The 16,201-nt window shown below is 58.0% G+C and carries 15 protein-coding genes; 12 read left to right on the top strand and 3 right to left on the bottom strand.

The genetic code is table 11. The features are described from left to right. The first annotated feature begins 22 nt into the window (after nt 1-22). Genes AC1RME_RS05600 through AC1RME_RS05580 form a run of 5 tightly spaced genes read left to right on the top strand, consistent with a single transcriptional unit; the run spans nt 23 to nt 5,743 of the window. Nucleotides 23-1,126, top strand: a complete 1,104-nt coding sequence (locus AC1RME_RS05600; protein ID WP_096820358.1) for an ABC transporter ATP-binding protein — start codon at nt 23-25, stop codon at nt 1,124-1,126. A 16-nt stretch (nt 1,127-1,142) separates the two neighbouring features. Beyond that, nucleotides 1,143-2,615, top strand: a complete 1,473-nt coding sequence (locus tag AC1RME_RS05595) for a mannitol dehydrogenase family protein (RefSeq protein WP_493090692.1) — start codon at nt 1,143-1,145, stop codon at nt 2,613-2,615. Nucleotides 2,616-2,629: 14 nt separating this feature from the next. Beyond that, a complete protein-coding gene (gene xylB, locus AC1RME_RS05590) occupies nt 2,630-4,126 on the top strand; it encodes a xylulokinase (RefSeq protein WP_493090691.1) in 1,497 nt (498 codons plus the stop codon). Nucleotides 4,127-4,139: 13 nt separating this feature from the next. Further along, nucleotides 4,140-5,078 carry a carbohydrate kinase family protein gene (locus AC1RME_RS05585; RefSeq protein ID WP_493090690.1) on the top strand — a complete coding sequence of 313 codons (939 nt, stop codon included), beginning with the start codon at nt 4,140-4,142 and terminating at the stop codon, nt 5,076-5,078. Nucleotides 5,079-5,122: 44 nt separating this feature from the next. Then, nucleotides 5,123-5,743: a transglycosylase SLT domain-containing protein gene (locus tag AC1RME_RS05580; RefSeq protein ID WP_493070725.1), complete on the top strand. Its 621-nt coding sequence runs from the start codon at nt 5,123-5,125 to the stop codon at nt 5,741-5,743. Nucleotides 5,744-5,802: 59 nt separating this feature from the next. On the opposite strand, the gene AC1RME_RS05575 is transcribed toward AC1RME_RS05580, so the two are convergent. After that, the gene (locus AC1RME_RS05575; protein ID WP_493090688.1) at nt 5,803-7,104 is read right to left on the bottom strand and encodes an OprD family porin; all 1,302 of its coding nucleotides are present in this window, start codon (nt 7,102-7,104) and stop codon (nt 5,803-5,805) included. Between the two features lie 374 nt (nt 7,105-7,478). Here AC1RME_RS05575 and AC1RME_RS05570 point away from each other — a divergent pair, with 374 nt between their 5' ends. From AC1RME_RS05570 to AC1RME_RS05550, 5 genes are all read left to right on the top strand, one after another. After that, a complete protein-coding gene (locus AC1RME_RS05570) occupies nt 7,479-8,012 on the top strand; it encodes a hypothetical protein (RefSeq protein ID WP_493070723.1) in 534 nt (177 codons plus the stop codon). 149 nt (nt 8,013-8,161) lie between these two features. Then, entirely contained in the window at nt 8,162-10,234 is a 2,073-nt protein-coding gene (locus tag AC1RME_RS05565) for a type VI secretion system Vgr family protein (RefSeq protein ID WP_493090686.1), read from the top strand. Further along, a complete protein-coding gene (locus AC1RME_RS05560) occupies nt 10,231-11,082 on the top strand; it encodes a DUF4123 domain-containing protein (RefSeq protein ID WP_096820350.1) in 852 nt (283 codons plus the stop codon). The genes AC1RME_RS05565 and AC1RME_RS05560 overlap by 4 nt, the downstream gene beginning before the upstream one ends. A 59-nt stretch (nt 11,083-11,141) precedes the next feature. Continuing rightward, a complete protein-coding gene (locus AC1RME_RS05555; protein WP_096820349.1) occupies nt 11,142-11,933 on the top strand; it encodes a hypothetical protein in 792 nt (263 codons plus the stop codon). 11 nt (nt 11,934-11,944) lie between these two features. Beyond that, on the top strand, nt 11,945-14,068 hold the full coding sequence (locus tag AC1RME_RS05550) for a lipase family protein (RefSeq protein WP_176504840.1): 2,124 nt from the start codon (nt 11,945-11,947) through the stop codon (nt 14,066-14,068). A 91-nt stretch (nt 14,069-14,159) separates the two neighbouring features. Here the strand turns inward: AC1RME_RS05550 and AC1RME_RS05545 are convergent, their stop codons facing one another. Next, a complete protein-coding gene (locus AC1RME_RS05545; protein WP_493090683.1) occupies nt 14,160-14,456 on the bottom strand; it encodes a hypothetical protein in 297 nt (98 codons plus the stop codon). A 493-nt stretch (nt 14,457-14,949) separates the two neighbouring features. Between AC1RME_RS05545 and AC1RME_RS05540 the strand changes: the two genes are divergently transcribed. Together AC1RME_RS05540 and AC1RME_RS05535 are read left to right on the top strand one after the other, a co-directional pair. Further along, nucleotides 14,950-15,219, top strand: a complete 270-nt coding sequence (locus tag AC1RME_RS05540; protein WP_493090681.1) for a DUF2790 domain-containing protein — start codon at nt 14,950-14,952, stop codon at nt 15,217-15,219. Nucleotides 15,220-15,309: 90 nt separating this feature from the next. Continuing rightward, nucleotides 15,310-15,708, top strand: coding sequence for a hypothetical protein (locus tag AC1RME_RS05535; RefSeq protein ID WP_096820346.1), 399 nt, complete (start codon nt 15,310-15,312; stop codon nt 15,706-15,708). Here AC1RME_RS05535 and AC1RME_RS05530 read toward each other — a convergent pair. Further along, complete coding sequence (locus tag AC1RME_RS05530; protein WP_096820345.1) at nt 15,705-15,974, bottom strand: DUF1652 domain-containing protein; 270 nt, start codon at nt 15,972-15,974, stop codon at nt 15,705-15,707. The two genes, AC1RME_RS05535 and AC1RME_RS05530, sit on opposite strands and share 4 nt — an antisense overlap. Nucleotides 15,975-16,201 lie beyond the last annotated feature (227 nt).

Below are 16,201 nucleotides of genomic sequence, written 5' to 3'. Positions count from 1 at the left end.
AATTCGTATGAGGAGCGCCACCATGGCCAACCTGAAAATCAAGAATCTGCAAAAAGGCTTCGAAGGTTTTTCCATCATCAAGGGCATCGACCTTGAGGTGAACGACAAGGAATTCGTGGTATTCGTCGGCCCGTCGGGCTGCGGCAAATCCACCCTGCTGCGACTGATCGCCGGCCTGGAAGAAGTCAGCGGTGGCACCATCGAACTGGACGGGCGCGACATCACCGAAGTCAGCCCGGCCAAGCGTGATCTGGCGATGGTGTTCCAGACCTACGCGCTGTATCCGCACATGACCGTGAAAAAGAACATGTCGTTCGCCCTCGATCTGGCGGGCGTGCCGAAGGCTGAGGTCGAGAAAAAAGTCGGTGAAGCGGCGCGGATTCTCGAATTGGGCCCGATGCTCGAGCGCAAACCGAAGCAACTGTCCGGCGGTCAGCGTCAGCGCGTGGCCATCGGCCGGGCGATCGTGCGCAACCCGAAAATCTTCCTGTTCGACGAACCGCTGTCCAACCTCGACGCCGCCCTGCGGGTGCAGATGCGCCTGGAACTGCTGCGCCTGCACAAGGACCTCAAGGCGACGATGATTTACGTGACCCACGATCAGGTCGAAGCCATGACCATGGCCGACAAAGTCGTGGTGCTCAATGGCGGCAAGATCGAACAGGTCGGCTCGCCGCTGGACCTGTATCACAACCCCGCCAACCTGTTCGTCGCCGGGTTCCTCGGCACGCCGAAAATGGGTTTCCTCAAGGGCAAGATCGCCCGGGTCGACGGCCAGAGCTGCGAAGTTTCGCTGGACGCCGGCACGCGCATCACCCTGCCGTTCAACGCGGCAAATCTGAGCGTCGGCAGCGCTGTGACCCTGGGCATTCGCCCGGAACATCTGGAGCTGGCGCAACCGGGCGACTGCACCCTGCAAGTCACCGCCGACGTCAGCGAACGGCTGGGCAGCGACACCTTCTGCCACGTCAAGACCAACGCCGGCGAAGCCCTGACCATGCGCGTGCGCGGTGATCTGGCGAGCCGTTACGGCGAACAACTGAACCTGCACCTGGACGCCTCCCACTGCCATCTGTTCGATGCCGACGGCGTGGCGTTGACCCGCCCGTTGCGCGCCGCCGCCTGATTTCGAGACTGACCCGATGAAACTGAACAAGCAGAACCTCAACCGCCTCGCCGCCGAAGTGAAGTTGCCGGCCTACAGCCTCAACGACACCCGCCAGGGCATCGCCCACATTGGCGTCGGCGGTTTCCATCGCGCGCATCAGGCGTATTACACCGATGCGCTGATGAACACCGGCGAAGCGCTGGACTGGGCGATCTGCGGCGTCGGCCTGCGCGCCGAAGACCGCCGCGCCCGTGACGACCTCAAGGAACAGGACTACCTGTTCACCCTGTTCGAACTGGGTGACAGCGACGACACCGAAGTCCGCGTCATCGGTGCGATCCGCGACATGCTACTGGCCAGCGACAGTGCCCAGGTGCTGATCGACAAACTCGCCGACCCGCAGATCCGCATCGTCTCGCTGACCATCACCGAGGGTGGCTATTGCATTGATGACAGCAACGGCGAGTTCATGACGCACCTGCCACAGATTCAGCACGACCTGACTTACCCGCAACAGCCGCAAACCGTGTTCGGTTTCCTCTGCGCGGCGCTGGCCAGGCGACGTGCGGCGGGCATTCCGGCGTTTACCGTGATGTCCTGCGATAACCTGCCACACAACGGCGCCGTCACCCGCAAGGCACTGCTGGCCTTCACCGCGCTGCTTGACCCGGATTTGCGCGACTGGATCGACGCCAACGTCAGCTTCCCCAACGCCATGGTCGACCGTATCACCCCGATGACCAGCACCGCGCATCGCCTGCAACTGGCGGACAAACACGCCGTCGACGACGCCTGGCCAGTGGTGTGCGAACCGTTTGTGCAATGGGTGCTGGAAGACAAGTTCGTCAACGGCCGCCCGGCCTGGGAAAAGGTCGGCGTGCAGTTCACCGACGACGTTTCGCCCTATGAAGAGATGAAGATCAAACTGCTCAACGGCAGTCATCTGGCCCTGACCTATCTGGGCTTTCTGAAGGGTTACCGCTTCGTCCACGACACCATGAACGACCCACTGTTCGTGCGCTACATGCGCGCCTACATGGACCTGGACGTGACCCCGCAACTGGCGCCGGTGCCGGGCATCGACCTGACCGAGTACAAGAACACGTTGGTGGCGCGGTTCTCCAATCAGGCGATTGCCGATCAACTGGAGCGGGTTTGCTCCGATGGTTCGTCGAAGTTTCCCAAGTTCACCATTCCGACGATCAATCGGTTGATTGCGGATGGACGTGAGACCAAACGGGCGGCGTTGGTGGTGGCGGCCTGGGCGTTGTATCTGAAAGGCGTGGATGAGAATGGCGATACTTATTCGATTCCGGATCCTCGGGCGGCGTTTTGTCAGGCGTTGGTGGCGGAGGATTCGCTGATTACTGAGCGGTTGTTGGGGGTTGAAGAAATCTTCGGTACGGCGATACCGCGTTCGACGGAGTTTGTGGCGGAATTTGAGTGGTGCCTGAAAAGCTTGCGGGAAGAGGGAGTGACGCGGACTCTGGAAAGCATTCTGTCCTGACGGGTGAGGTACTCATGACAACCCAACAACTCTTCCTGGGCATCGACTGCGGCACCCAAGGCACCAAAGCCATCATCCTCGACGCCACCAGCGGTCAGGTGTTGGGCCAGGGTGCCGCCGCCCACACGATGATCAGCGGTGCCAACGGCCGTCGCGAGCAAGACACCGGGCAGTGGCTGGAGGCCTTCGCCCTCGCCACCCGGCGTGCGTTGCTGGCAGCAAATGTCGACGGCCAGTCGATCCTCGGAATCGGCGTTTCCGGCCAGCAACACGGTCTGGTGCTGCTCGATGACCAAGGCCAGGTACTGCGCCCGGCCAAGCTCTGGTGCGACACCGAAACCACCGCAGAAAACGATCGGCTGTTGACTTACCTGGGCGGCGAAAGAGGCTCGCTGGAACGCCTCGGCGTGGTCATCGCGCCGGGTTACACCGTGTCCAAACTGCTATGGACCAAGGAACAACATCCCGCCGTTTTCTCACGGATCGCAAAGATCCTGTTGCCCCACGATTACCTGAACTTCTGGCTCACCGGCCGTAGCTGTAGCGAATATGGCGACGCGTCCGGCACCGGCTATTTCAATGTGCGCACCCGCCAATGGGATCTGCAACTGCTGCGCGACATCGATGCCAGCGGCCGTCTGCAAGCAGCGCTGCCGGAGCTGATCGACGCCCATCAAGCGGTCGGCACGATCCTGCCGGCGATTGCCGAACAACTGGGTATCAACCCCAACGCATTGGTATCCAGCGGTGGCGGCGACAACATGATGGGCGCCATCGGCACCGGCAATATTCAGCCGGGCGCGATCACCATGAGTCTCGGCTCCTCCGGTACGGTGTACGCCTACGCTGAAGCGCCAAAGGTCAGCCCGGATGCTTCGGTCGCCACGTTCTGCTCGTCCAGCGGCGGCTGGTTGCCGTTGATCTGCACCATGAACCTGACCAACGCTACCGGCGCGATCCGCGAATTGTTCGACCTCGATCTCGACGCTTTCAACGCCTTGGTGGCCCAGGCGCCGATCGGCGCTGATGGCGTGAGCATGCTGCCGTTCCTCAACGGCGAGCGCGTGCCTCCCCTGCCCCACGCCACTGGCAGCCTGCATGGCCTGACGATCGATAACCTGACCCGGGCCAATCTGTGCCGCGCCGCCGTCGAGGGCACCACCTTCGGCCTGCGTTTCGGACTGGATCTATTGCGCCAGAATGGTTTACAAAGCCGCAGCATTTGCCTGATCGGCGGCGGCTCGAAAAGTGCGGTGTGGCGGCAGATCGTCGCCGACATCATGAACACCCCGGTGATCTGCACCGAGCAAAGCGAAGCCGCCGCCCTGGGCGCGGCGATTCAGGCGGCGTGGTGCAAGTCGTGGTCGAACGGCCACGAAGACACCCTGGCCGACCTGTGCGAACGCTGCGTGAAGCTCGACCTGAACAGTGAAACCCTGCCGATTGCCGCGAATGTCGCAGCCTTCCAGCAGGCCTATGAACGCTATCGACTGCATGTCGCAACCTTATAAAGAGCAAACAACTATGTACCTGGTGTGTGGCGAAGCGCTGTTCGATTTCTTCAGCGAAGACGATGCCGGCGGGCAGGCGTCGAAAGTCAATTTCAAGGCGATTGCCGGTGGCTCGCCGTTCAACGTGGCCGTGGGTTTGCGCCGACTGGGCGTGGACTCGGCGCTGTTCGCCGGGTTGTCCACCGACTACCTCGGCCGGCGCTTGCAGCAGGTGCTTCAGGACGAAGGCGTACGCCCGGATTATCTGGTGGATTTCGCGGCGCCGACCACGCTGGCCATGGTCGCGGTGGGCGCCAATGGCTCGCCGCATTACAGCTTCCGGGGCGAAGGCTGCGCTGACCGGCAGTTGAGTCTGGCGCATCTGCCAACGCTGGGGTCTGAAGTGCGCGGTCTGCACTTCGGTTCGTTCTCGCTGGTGGTGCAACCGGTTGCCGATACTCTGCTCGCGCTGATTCAGCGTGAAAGCGGCAAGCGCCTGATCAGCCTCGACCCGAACGTGCGCCTCAATCCCGAACCGAACATCGACCTGTGGCGCGAGCGGATCGCCACACTGGTGCAACTGGCGGACCTGATCAAGGTCAGCGACGAGGATTTGAGCCTGCTGTACCCCGAGCAGGATCCGCAGCGCGTCATCGAAGGCTGGCTGCAGCATCGCTGCCAGGTGGTGTTCCTGACCCGTGGCGGTGAAGGCGCGACCGTGTTCAGTCGTGCTCACGGTTCATGGTCGGTGCCGGCGAGTTCGGTGAAAATCGCCGATACCGTCGGCGCGGGCGATACCTTCCAGGCCGCGTTGATCACCTGGCTGACCGAGCAGGAACTGGATTCGGTGGAAGGTGTACAGCATCTGCAACGCGATCAGATCGACGCCATGCTCAGGTTTGCCGTACAGGCCGCCGCCCTGACGTGCAGCAAGACAGGTCCGGATTTGCCTTATCGCCATCAGTTGACCTGACCGCGTAGACTGGCGCCCTTTTTTGCACGACGGGATGACGGCTTTTGAATTCGGGGCGTACGGTTGGACTTTTGGTATTGGCGGCACTGCTGACCGGTTGCGGAACATCGCCACCGCGTTCGCCGGAAAACATCTGCGAGATTTTTCGGGAAAAGAGTGATTGGTACGACGCGGCGCAAGTCACGCAAAAGCGCTGGGGCGTACCGATCCAGGTGCCGTTCGCGATCATGTATCAGGAGTCCGGCTACCGCTACGACGCCAAGACCCCGCGCAAATACCTGCTGTGGGTGATTCCGTGGGGTCGCGTCACGACGGCATCGGGTTATGCGCAGGCCAAGGACGAAGTCTGGTCCGACTACCAGAAAAGCACCGGCCGACACGGCGCCGACCGCGAAGACTTCGACGACGCCATCGACTTTGTCGGCTGGTACATGGACAAGACCACCTCGGTCAACGGCGTGTACAAGTACGACGCTTACAACCAGTACCTCAATTACCACGAAGGCTGGGGCGGGTTTCGCCAGAAGACCTATGCCAGCAAGGCGTGGCTGCCGCCGGTGGCGCGCAAGGTGCAGAACCGCTCGGACATGTACGGTCAACAATACGCGGCGTGCAAGGATGATTTGAATCGCGGGTTCTGGAGCCGGTTCTGGCATTGGCTCTGATCGCAGGCCAAAAAAAACCATCGCGAGTGAACTCGCGATGGTCATTGAACTGAACGGACTTACAACACCGAAAAGTTGTAACTCACAATCAACCGGGTCTCATCCACGTCCCGGGCGAACTTCTCGTAGTTGGTGCGATACGTCGCATTACGCAAACGCAGGCTGACGTCCTTGAACGTGCCGCTCTGGATCACGTACTTCAACTCGCTGTCGCGTTCCCACTCTTTGCCTTCCTGATCGCTGCCCGGAACCTTGATGTGGTCGCCGTTCACGTAACGGGTCAGGAAGCTCAGGCCGTTGATGCCGATCGCCTTGAAGTCGTAGTCGTAACGCAGCTGCCAGGAACGTTCCTGTGCGGCGGCGAAGTCGTTGACCTGCACGTAGTTCACCAGGTACGGATTGCTGCCATCGAGGTAAGGCATCGAATTGTCACCGTTCATGCGCTGCCAGCCGGCGCTGAAGGTGTGGCCGCTGATGCCGTAGGACAGCATGCCGCTCAAGGCACGGTTGTCGATGGAACCCGCTTTTGTATCGCCGCTGTCGGCGCTTTTCAGTAGTCGCAGATCGGCTTTCAGCACGCCGTCACCCAGCGGCTGGTTGCCCAGCAGACCGACGAAGTGTTGGCGATAGATGTCTTCCAGCTCGGCGTAGTGATACTGCGCGGTCAGGCGATCGTTGATCTTGTAATCGAAGCCGTACATGTCGAAATGATCGGCGGTGACGTTGCAGGCGTAGCGCTTGTTCTTGCAGTGCACGCGAATGTCCTGGGAGTCGGTCGAGTCCCGGGCGGTGTACTTGTCCAGGCGCGCGGCCATGAAAGTCAGGTCCTTCACTTCCTTGGACGTCAGCATCGCACCGTTGAACATGGTCGGCAGCAGGCGGCCGTCGTTGTACTTGAGCAGCGGCAGATCCGGCAGCAGCGCGCCGTATTTCAGCACGGTGTCCGAGACTTTCACCTTGGCCGTCAGGCCCATCTTCGCGTACTGACCTTTCGAACCACGCGGGTTGTCGCCACTGGATGGCAGCAGTCCGCTGTTGCTGCGATCAGGGCTGGAATCGAGCTGGAAACCCGCCATGCCCAGCGCATCGATGCCGAAACCGACGGTGCCTTCGGTATAGCCCGATTGCAGGTTGAGAATGAAGCCCTGCGCCGACTCTTCGCGCTTGGACGCGCCCTGATCACTGGAGGTGTGCCCATCACGGAAATCGCGATTGAAGTACACCGTGCGCGACTCGATCTTCGCCGTGGTGTCTTCGAAAAAACCGCTGGCCTGAACCTGCGCGGTAAAACCGGCGCACAGCACAAAGGCTCCGAAGCCAAACGACTGGCGCGGGGTGATGAGGGGAAATGGGGGACGCATTGAAAACTCCAACAGAACAACGATTGCGCAGGGGCGCAAACAAACCAGAAATAGCTTCCGTCCCGGAACAGTGAAGAACCGGAAGGAAGTGAACACGCGGGGGTGAGCGCCCATGATGGCAGATGGCTTTGACGTGCTACAGGCGACTTTAGTCGGACGCTGAGGGTGTGTTCCGACCAACGCCCGGTCTGCAGGTTAGTACGACGAATCCGACCTGCGTTTCAACCTGCGTCTAGCCGGTCGTGGAAAACACGCCACCAGAGGCCTAAAGTACCGCGGCAAATCGAACAGCGTTTACAACCTCAAAACAAGTGAGTGCGCCAGAAAGCTGGACGCCGACCTAACTCGATGGATGTACTCAGAGATACATTGAAATGAAAAAGCGGTGGTTACCCTTCATCCTCGCGCTTGCCTGTCATCCGGCTTTTGCAGACGCCCAAAAAAACCTTCTGGATTGTCCGCTTTCGGACGGTTCAATCGCATCCCTGCTGTCGACCTCCCGCGACGATGGGCAGCGACTCTTCGTCAACATCGACAGCCAGACCGAAACTGCCTTCACCGACATGCCCGATCCGGACTTTGTTGGCGAAGTCGTCATGGCCAAATGCATGGGCTCCAGTTTGGTCTACGCCATGAACTATGGTTCTCCCTATATGAAAGGAGCCGTTTTACGCAAAAATCCAGGCAGCGGAACCCTTGAGCGCATTGATTTTGCCGAAAAGGCACTTCCGGTTTCTCTGTACCTGAATGCTCGGCAGATGCGCCTGATCATCCCCAACGAAGGCTATGAGATTCCCGAAAAATTTATCGTCTACGATTTCATCAGCCCGAAAGGCCAGCCGGAAGAACCCAAAGGGATGAATGCGGTGCCTGACAGGAAGGGATTCGAAGTCATTGATCTGAAATGACCGAACAGTCGTGAAACCCTCGTATCCATTGGAGAAACCGCCCGTCCTAGGGGAATGCCCTACTCCTCTCGCGGGCATTTGCGGGTTGTACGAGCCCGGCTAATCCTGCACCATCCGCCCACGCTAATCCAAAGGACGGAAATCAAGGCATGCTGGACGCCAACGCTACCCACATTACCCTCACGCTCGAAGGCGCTTCGGCCGATCTGCAAGTCCTCAGTTTCACCGGTCGCGAAGCCCTCAACGAACCGTTCCGTTTCGACCTCGAACTGGTCAGCGCCCGTCCCGACCTCAAGCTCGAAGAACTCCTGCACAAGCCCGGCTGCCTGACCTTCGGCGCCACCGGCGAGGGCAAGATTCATGGTCTGGTGTATCGCATCGAGCAAGGCGACTCCGGCAAGACCCTGACCCGCTACAGCCTCAGCCTGGTGCCACAACTGGCGTACCTGCGGCACAACCATGATCAGCAGATTTTCCAGCAACTGACGGTGCCGAAGATCATCGCCCGGGTCCTGGAAGATCGCGGCATCCTGGCCGACGCCTACAGCTTCCAGCTCGGCGCCGAGTACCCGGAACGCGACTACTGCGTGCAGTACGACGAGTCCGACCTGCATTTCATCCAGCGCCTGTGCGAAGAGGAGGGTATCCACTTCCACTTCCAGCACAGCAGCAGCGGCCACAAACTGGTGTTCGGTGATGACCAGACCGTGTTCCGCAAACTGAAACCGGTCAACTACCAGCAAGACTCCGGCATGACCGCCGACAAACCGGTGATCAAGCGCTTCAACCTGCGCCTGGAAACCCGCACCAGCCGCGTCAGCCGCCGCGACTACGATTTCGAGAAACCGAAGATCCTGCCCGAGGGCGCAGTCAAATCCGAGTTCATGCCGGACCTGGAAGACTACGACTACCCCGGCCGCTTCACGACGCGCGAGCGCGGCAAGTTCCTCTCGACCCGAGCGCTGGAACGCCATCGCAGCGACTACAAACTCGCCGAAGGCAAAGGTGACGAACCGACCCTGACCAGCGGCCATTTCCTGACGCTGGTCGAACACCCGCGCGCCGAGTGGAACGACCTGTGGCTGCTGCTGGAAATCTTCCACGAAGGCAAGCAACCGCAAGTGCTGGGCGAAAACGTCACCAGCGACGTCACCGACAACAAGAGCGATTTCCACCAGGGCTACCGCAACAGCTTCGTCGCCACCCCGTGGGACGCGCACTACCGCCCTGCCCTCGAACACCCGAAACCGAAAGTCCTCGGCAGCCAGACCGCCATCGTCACCGGCCCCGCCGGCGAAGAAATCCACTGCGATCAGTACGGCCGCGTGAAAGTGCAATTCCACTGGGACCGCGACGGCCAGGCTGACGACAAGACCACTTGCTGGATGCGCGTCGCCAGCGGCTGGGCCGGCGCGGCCTACGGCGGCATCGCCATCCCGCGCATCGGCATGGAAGTGCTGGTGACCTTCCTTGAAGGCGACCCCGACCAGCCGCTGGTCACCGGTTGCCTGTACCACAAGGAAAACGTCGTCCCCTACGACCTGCCGGCGAACAAGACCCGCAGCACCTTCAAGACCCTCAGCTCCCCGGGCGGCAAGGGCTACAACGAGTTCCGCATCGAAGACAAGAAAGGCGCAGAACAGATCTACATCCACGCCCAGCGCGACTGGGACGAAAACATCGAGCACGACCAGAAGATTCGCGTTGGCAATGAACGGCATGACACCGTTGAAGCCAATGTTTTAAGTGAATTCAAGGTCGAAGAGCACCGCATCACTCATCTGGATCGTGTCAGTGAGATGCGGGCGAATGATCACCTGACCGTGGGCGTGACCCAGCATGTGAAGGTCGGCACCGGTCAATTCGTTGAAGCGGGGACGGAAATTCACTACCACGCCGGCGAGAAAGTGGTGATCGAAGGCGGAATGGAACTGACGGCGAAGGCTGGCGGCAGTTTCGTCAAAGTCGATGCTGGCGGCGTGACCATCAGTGGTGCCGAGGTGAAGGCCAATACCGGCGGTGCGCCGGGGGTGGGTTCCGGTATCCAGATTCTGGACCCGGTCATTCCGTGGGCCGCTGCCAAGGACAAGCCCGGCGCCCTGCTCGTCCCGGCTGCCGTCCAAATGGCATTGGCCAAAGCAGCGCGCAAGGCAGGCGACACCCGTTGCCCGATCTGCGAGGCCTGCCGCGAAGGCAAATGTGATCTGGGAGCCGTGGCATGAGTGATGCGCTCAACAACTGGCTGGGCGAACAGTCTCGTCTCAATCGCGTCCTGATCCTCGCACTCGACAGCCTCGCCGAACCGAACCCGGTCACGCCGTTGTACAGCGCCGGCGTAATGCAGCGCTCGGTGCAGCTCTATCGACGTACCGAGTTCGCCCAGTTCGCGTCCATCAGCCCATGGCTGACCGAACTCGAAAATCCGGGCAACGAAGCGTTCCGCAAGCTGCTGGATGATCCACAGCGCAATTGGGGCTGGATCGGCAGCATGGACAAGGCCGACCTCGACAGCCTGACCCAGCACTGGATCGCCCGCATGGTCATCGACGAGGATGGCGACCGCTCACTGTTCCGCTTCCAGGACAACCGCGTACTCGCCCGTTGCTTGGCCAACATGAAAGAAACCGAATGGCCGCTGCTGCTCGGCCCGATCAGCAGCGTGCTGTATTGGGATGAGGATCAGTGGAAAAGTGCGGATAACAGCAGGCCGGGCATGTATGCGGTGCCGAATCCGGCGCCTTGGCTGCAAGTCCCTACCCCGCCGGAACGAACCCGCGAAATCCTGCGTGCCAACCTGAAACGCTGGCTGCTGGTGTATCACGCCGAAACCGCTGCAAAACTTTCCGAAACCCGCCCCATCCTCGAATGGCTGGAAGAACAGATGGACCTGCTCGAAGCCTGGCAATGGAACACGCCGGAGCAGCGGGAGTTCATGTTGACCCTGCGCCTCGATCCCAGGAATGCCGAGGACCTGGCCTGGCAGCCCCTGCCGGGGGAAACGCCGGAGAAGCATTTCGAGCGGTGCGAACGTTTTTTCGCCGATCACAGCGACGCCGCCGCACTGAATTGAATTCAAGACCTTGGGCGTCACTCGCTCGAAACGACCGCCACGGGACAAAGGACAATCAAATGCGTCATCGCAATGTTTTCAATGGGTTTGTTCGCAGCTTGATGATTGGGCTGGGTGCGATTGGGGCTACTGGTTGTTCGGTTGCTCAGCAGGACAGCTTTACGTTGGTGACGGAGCTTCCGCCGGGGTTTGAGGTGAAGGGTGAAGCCATCTATGCTCCTCGCACTGGAGAAACCTGCAAAGTCCCGCCAAAAAATGGCAAGAATCATCCTGGGTTAAAAATTTTTAAACAGGAACTGAGTGAAAAAGCTCAGACAGCGCAGTTTACGATCCCGCTTTCCAGCACTGACGGCGGCTGCCCTTTGGTTTTGGAGCGTTTTGATTACGAAGTAGATGCAAAATATGGTGCAGCCAGACTTAACTTGGGGCGAGATTACACCAGCATTGCGTTCGAAAACGCCACAGCAAATAACCAGCCTTCTCTCTCACCTCTTTTATTAAAAAGAGAATGCGAGTGGCTATTTCGAACAATCGGATCAAATCGATACATAACAAAGATATTGAAATGCAAGGCAATAGGTACTTCGCAAGATGAAAAAGACTCTGCCACCAGTTCATTGTCGCGAGCTCAACTGGCAGGAAAGACGCTGACTGTAGAGTTTTCCCTTTCAAAGGAGGAACGCCCATATATGGGCGATACGTGGATCAAGTTCCCAGAGGGATGGAAGCGTTGCATGGGCGAAAATCTTGATGATCAATACGGATTTTGTCGCGGTAACAAAAAAGACTTTAAGTCCTTTAAAATGCCCGACGGTCGCGAGTGCACTGTTTACCCAAACTGTACTGAATAAGGATATTTTTTATGGCATCCCAAAACACTTGCGATCCCATGTTAAGCGAAAAGTCGGAAGCATGCCCATTGCGTGGCGACTGGATCAGCTTTCAACTGGTTGATGAAAATGGCGACGGCAAGCCATACGCAGGCCTTGCGTACGTCTTAAGCGATAGCGCCCATCAACAATACATCGGCGTACTGGATGCAAATGGTTCGGCCAAGGTCATAAACCACTATCAAGGACCTGTTGTACTCACGGTTGATAGCCCTTACAAAGGTACAGAGAACCTCTACAACGCTCTTTCTCAACGAAGCAGCTATCCGCTCCCAATTACTGAACTCCAAGTAAGGGCAGAGAAAACACGCTTTGTAAGAAAGGATGGCACGCGCGTTGAAAACAACCCTGCAAAAAATAACGCTCAGCAATTTTTTCACGTTGAAGTTAAGGACCTTGTAAGCAAATCCGCTCACCTGCCCCCTTACTCAACGAGAAAGTACCCACCAAACTTTAGCCTGCTTAAAATTATGGGTGACTTGGGGTTTGGCCCAGAGGAGTCAGAGCTTGGCGGAGTTGCATTATTACCTAACAAGCATACCGTTCTGGAGGTCAGACCGTTACGCGCTTTCCGGCCAATACTTTCGAAAGACAACAAATTCAGCGCATTAAATCTTTATCAACTTTCTTTATTCGCCGCTTTAAGCTATTGCAATTTCGGTCAATCACCAGCTGAAAACCCGATAGATACGGTTAGCTTCCCTCTCGATCCTAGTGTCGGAAACATGTTTGCCGAGGGAATGGCTAGCTACAAGGAACCTTGGAAAGTTAACGCTGGACAGGAAAAACCTTACTACCCTTTATACGAAGATGTTCCGTATTCCAAGCGATTCGAGATTTTGCCTTTCGATCCAACTCTTTATGATCAGAACAAACCTGACTTAAAGGAAAAACAAGAGCACCCTGCGAAACTGCATTTCTTTGACGACAGCGATGAAGGAACTAACACTCAAGCCTTCATAACTCATCATGACGAAATAGTATTGATCGCCGTCCGGGGCACATTGGAACTCGTCGACTTTGTGCGCGATACAGATGCTGAGCAGATTCCCTTTGCAGCGGGTGTCGGCAAGTCTCACCAAGGCTTTTACGAGGCCTATGACGCATTGAGTAAACTTGTCGAAATTTATCTCGGCCAATTTCACACTGGGCAAAAGATAATTATCTGCGGGCACAGCTTGGGGGGAGCAATCGCTACACTCCTTGCTGAGGCCTTAAGACGGCATCCAAATGGTTATGACATTTTGCTTTATACCTACGGCTCGCCAAGAGCCGGCGATGCCGACTTCGTGAATGGCGCAGCAGCTTTGGCGCATCACCGCATGGTCAACGACAACGACCCAATCCCGAGTGTTCCGGCGCCTTGGATGAACACCAGAAAAAGCGTCTGGATACCTGGCTTGGTACTCAGCTTCGTTACTGCTCCTCTAGGTGCTCTGATTTTTGCTCTGGGTTTGACGCGAATAGGTGGAGCACCTTATGAGCACCAAGGTGAGTTGCGCCATTTCATGCCGGTGCATTTCAAGGGACGCGAACAATCTGCTGTGCTCTGGAATCCCGGATGCGAGTCCATCGAAGAAGCCGCCTGTACACGAGCAGTGAAAAAGTTCGGCGACTTGCCTGATCGTGCCATGTTTATCCAGCAACTGTTCCAGATGTCTGACCACTACATGGTCCCATCCTACATTCCAAATGCATGGGCGACGCTTCGCCGATGGCAGCAAACTCAAGATGCCGGCCGTACAGTGGTGACCAAGACTGAATACGATCAGATCTACTATCAACTACAGGAAATGCAGGAACGCTTGAAAGCCAAGGAAGCTGAACTCAATCATTCCTTCCAGCCTGATCGTCGAACTGTTCTACAACAAATCAATTCTCTCCGAGCTGAGATGGGGCGCATCGATACGTCAAGACAACGACTACACACTCTAAGCTTCCAGAAACTCACGCCGGAAGATATCTACGGCTCCGCGACCCAAGGGCCAGAACATGAGATCAATATTGAACGCTGGCTGGCGAAGAAAGAGAACAATGTAGAGGTTCAGCTCGCGATGATTCCTCAGGCGGGCAGCGCTCAGCTAAGGACTGCGTGATTTCAGTATGATCCTCAGCTCTAGCTGATTTCATCCAGCCCAATGACCAAGGGGAGTCCAGACGGACTCCCCTTTTTGCTTTTGCGTTCCGTTAAACCGGCGCCTGCCAGTTCAACATTTTCTGCTGCGCAACCTGCAGCAGATCACTGCCATCCTGCGTCAGCAGGTACAGCGCATGGGTGATGTGGGGAATGTCCTGGACATCGGCGTGTTTGAAGCACAGGCAGTGCAGGGTTTCGAGCAGGTCGGCGGCGGCGCGTACGCGCTGGACGGCGGCTTCGAGGATGTCTTTGGGGTTGGCTTCGGTGTCGATGACCAGCGGTGCGCTGTCGGTGATACCGCTGTTGAGCGGGAGATAGCGAGCGGAGCTTAGTTTCAGTATTGGCATTGGAGTTACTCGATTAGGTTGTAAGTAACCGCCGACACCGTGACCAAACGATGGGGAGGCGGACTGCGCGCAGGCTTGGTCAACCGAGAACAACCCAACTCAGCACGCCCGAAGGCGACCCTGCACACAGCCGCCACTGCAATGCACTTCGAGGACATAGATGTCCACGGAGCGAATAATGGCACACTTGTGAGGGCTGTTATTTTAGGTGACCAAACCTAAGCCGCTGATTTTGCAGCGACACCAAACCATAACCGCCCCCCTCCAGCCGTCGAAAGCAGACAAGGCATCCACCCTTGTAGGAATCCGCCGAGACTTCCCCACGAAACAATCCCCCCGCCAGACAGCCGGCATTCAGCCGGGTTAACCCTCGCTTAACGCCATGGTCAAAGACTCTACTGAACCGCACGCTCTCAGCTGATGCTGACGCCCAGTGCGGCAGGCCTGGCGTGTTTCACGCCGGGCTTTCATTCCGTCGCACGGGAGTCACTCCATGAACATTCGTCCGTTCCTGCTCACCACCGCCCTCGCCTGCACCGCGTTTGCCGGGCTGGCCCAGGCCAATGACACCGCCGCCGCAACCAAAGCCGTGCCTTACAGCTACGGCATGCCTTTGCATGTGGCCAAAGTGGTCTCGATGACCGAGCAGCCCGCAAAGACTTGCAAGGTGATTGATGCCGATATGAAGTACATCGACACCACCGGTAAACCCGGAGAAATCACTTACCGGAAAATGTCTGACGCCTGCGACTTCCAGAACTGACAGAAAGCTCTGAATTGCGGCTTTGCGGTAGGCGAGCAAGGGGCTCGAAGGTTATCCTCGGATCACTTCTCACTGCCGCAAGGATTCGCCATGCAGTTGTCGTTTCGCACGTTGTCGACCGTCACCTTTAGTCTGTGTTTCTTGCTGGCACTGGCCTGGGGCCTGGCGCCGCAGGTGCTGCTTTCGATCTGGAGCATTGAATACTCCGAGGCCGCAGGTTTTGTAGCTCGACGCATGGCGGTGCTGTTTGCAGCGTTGGGGGTGATGTTTTATCTGGTGCGCAATGCGCCGGTGTCGATCGCGCGCAATGCACTGAGCAACGGTTTTATCGTCGGCTGTTTTGGTTTGGCGGTGCTGGGTTTCGCAGAATGGCTCAACGGCCACGCCGGCCCCGGGATTCTGCTCGCGGTGCTGGTCGAGTTCGCGCTGGGCCTCGGTTTTGTCCAGGCCCGGCGCGTGACGATCGAACTGGGTGAAACGGTCGGTTAAACGGCTTTTGATCGCGGCAATGAATGATGGGTTGCCGTGTGTTGCGCCAGATCCGAGCGCAACCCGGCGATCAGGCCGTTGATTTCGCGACAGCTGTTCAAGTGACTGGCATCGATGCCACTCACCAGCAAATCAACCTGATCGGTCTGATGATCGCCATATACCTTGACGGTCATCGACAGATCCGGTGACAGCGTGCACTGGCAGCGTTTCGGCAGAAAGCTGCTTTCAATGATATTGCGTAGTTCCAAGGCAGACAGAAACATGGCGAACCCTCTCCTTACTGTGAGACTGCCAATCAAGTATTCACATGACCGTTACCACGCCTCCCCACGGGTGTATCCCCGCTGAATCCCTGGGTGTGGCAAGCGGCTGTACTGCGAAATGCCCATTGGAGTGTAGGCGCACAAACTCGGTGCGCCGCACCAAATCAACGCATAAACCGTGCCTTTCATCGGGTCGATTTCTCCTCCTTCAAAATCAATGGGTTGGC

The organism is Pseudomonas sp. GW822-FHT03F08 (assembly GCF_058801265.1).
The sequence above is the reverse complement of the archived record's forward strand: the minus strand, read 5'-3'. Positions and strand labels throughout refer to the sequence as shown.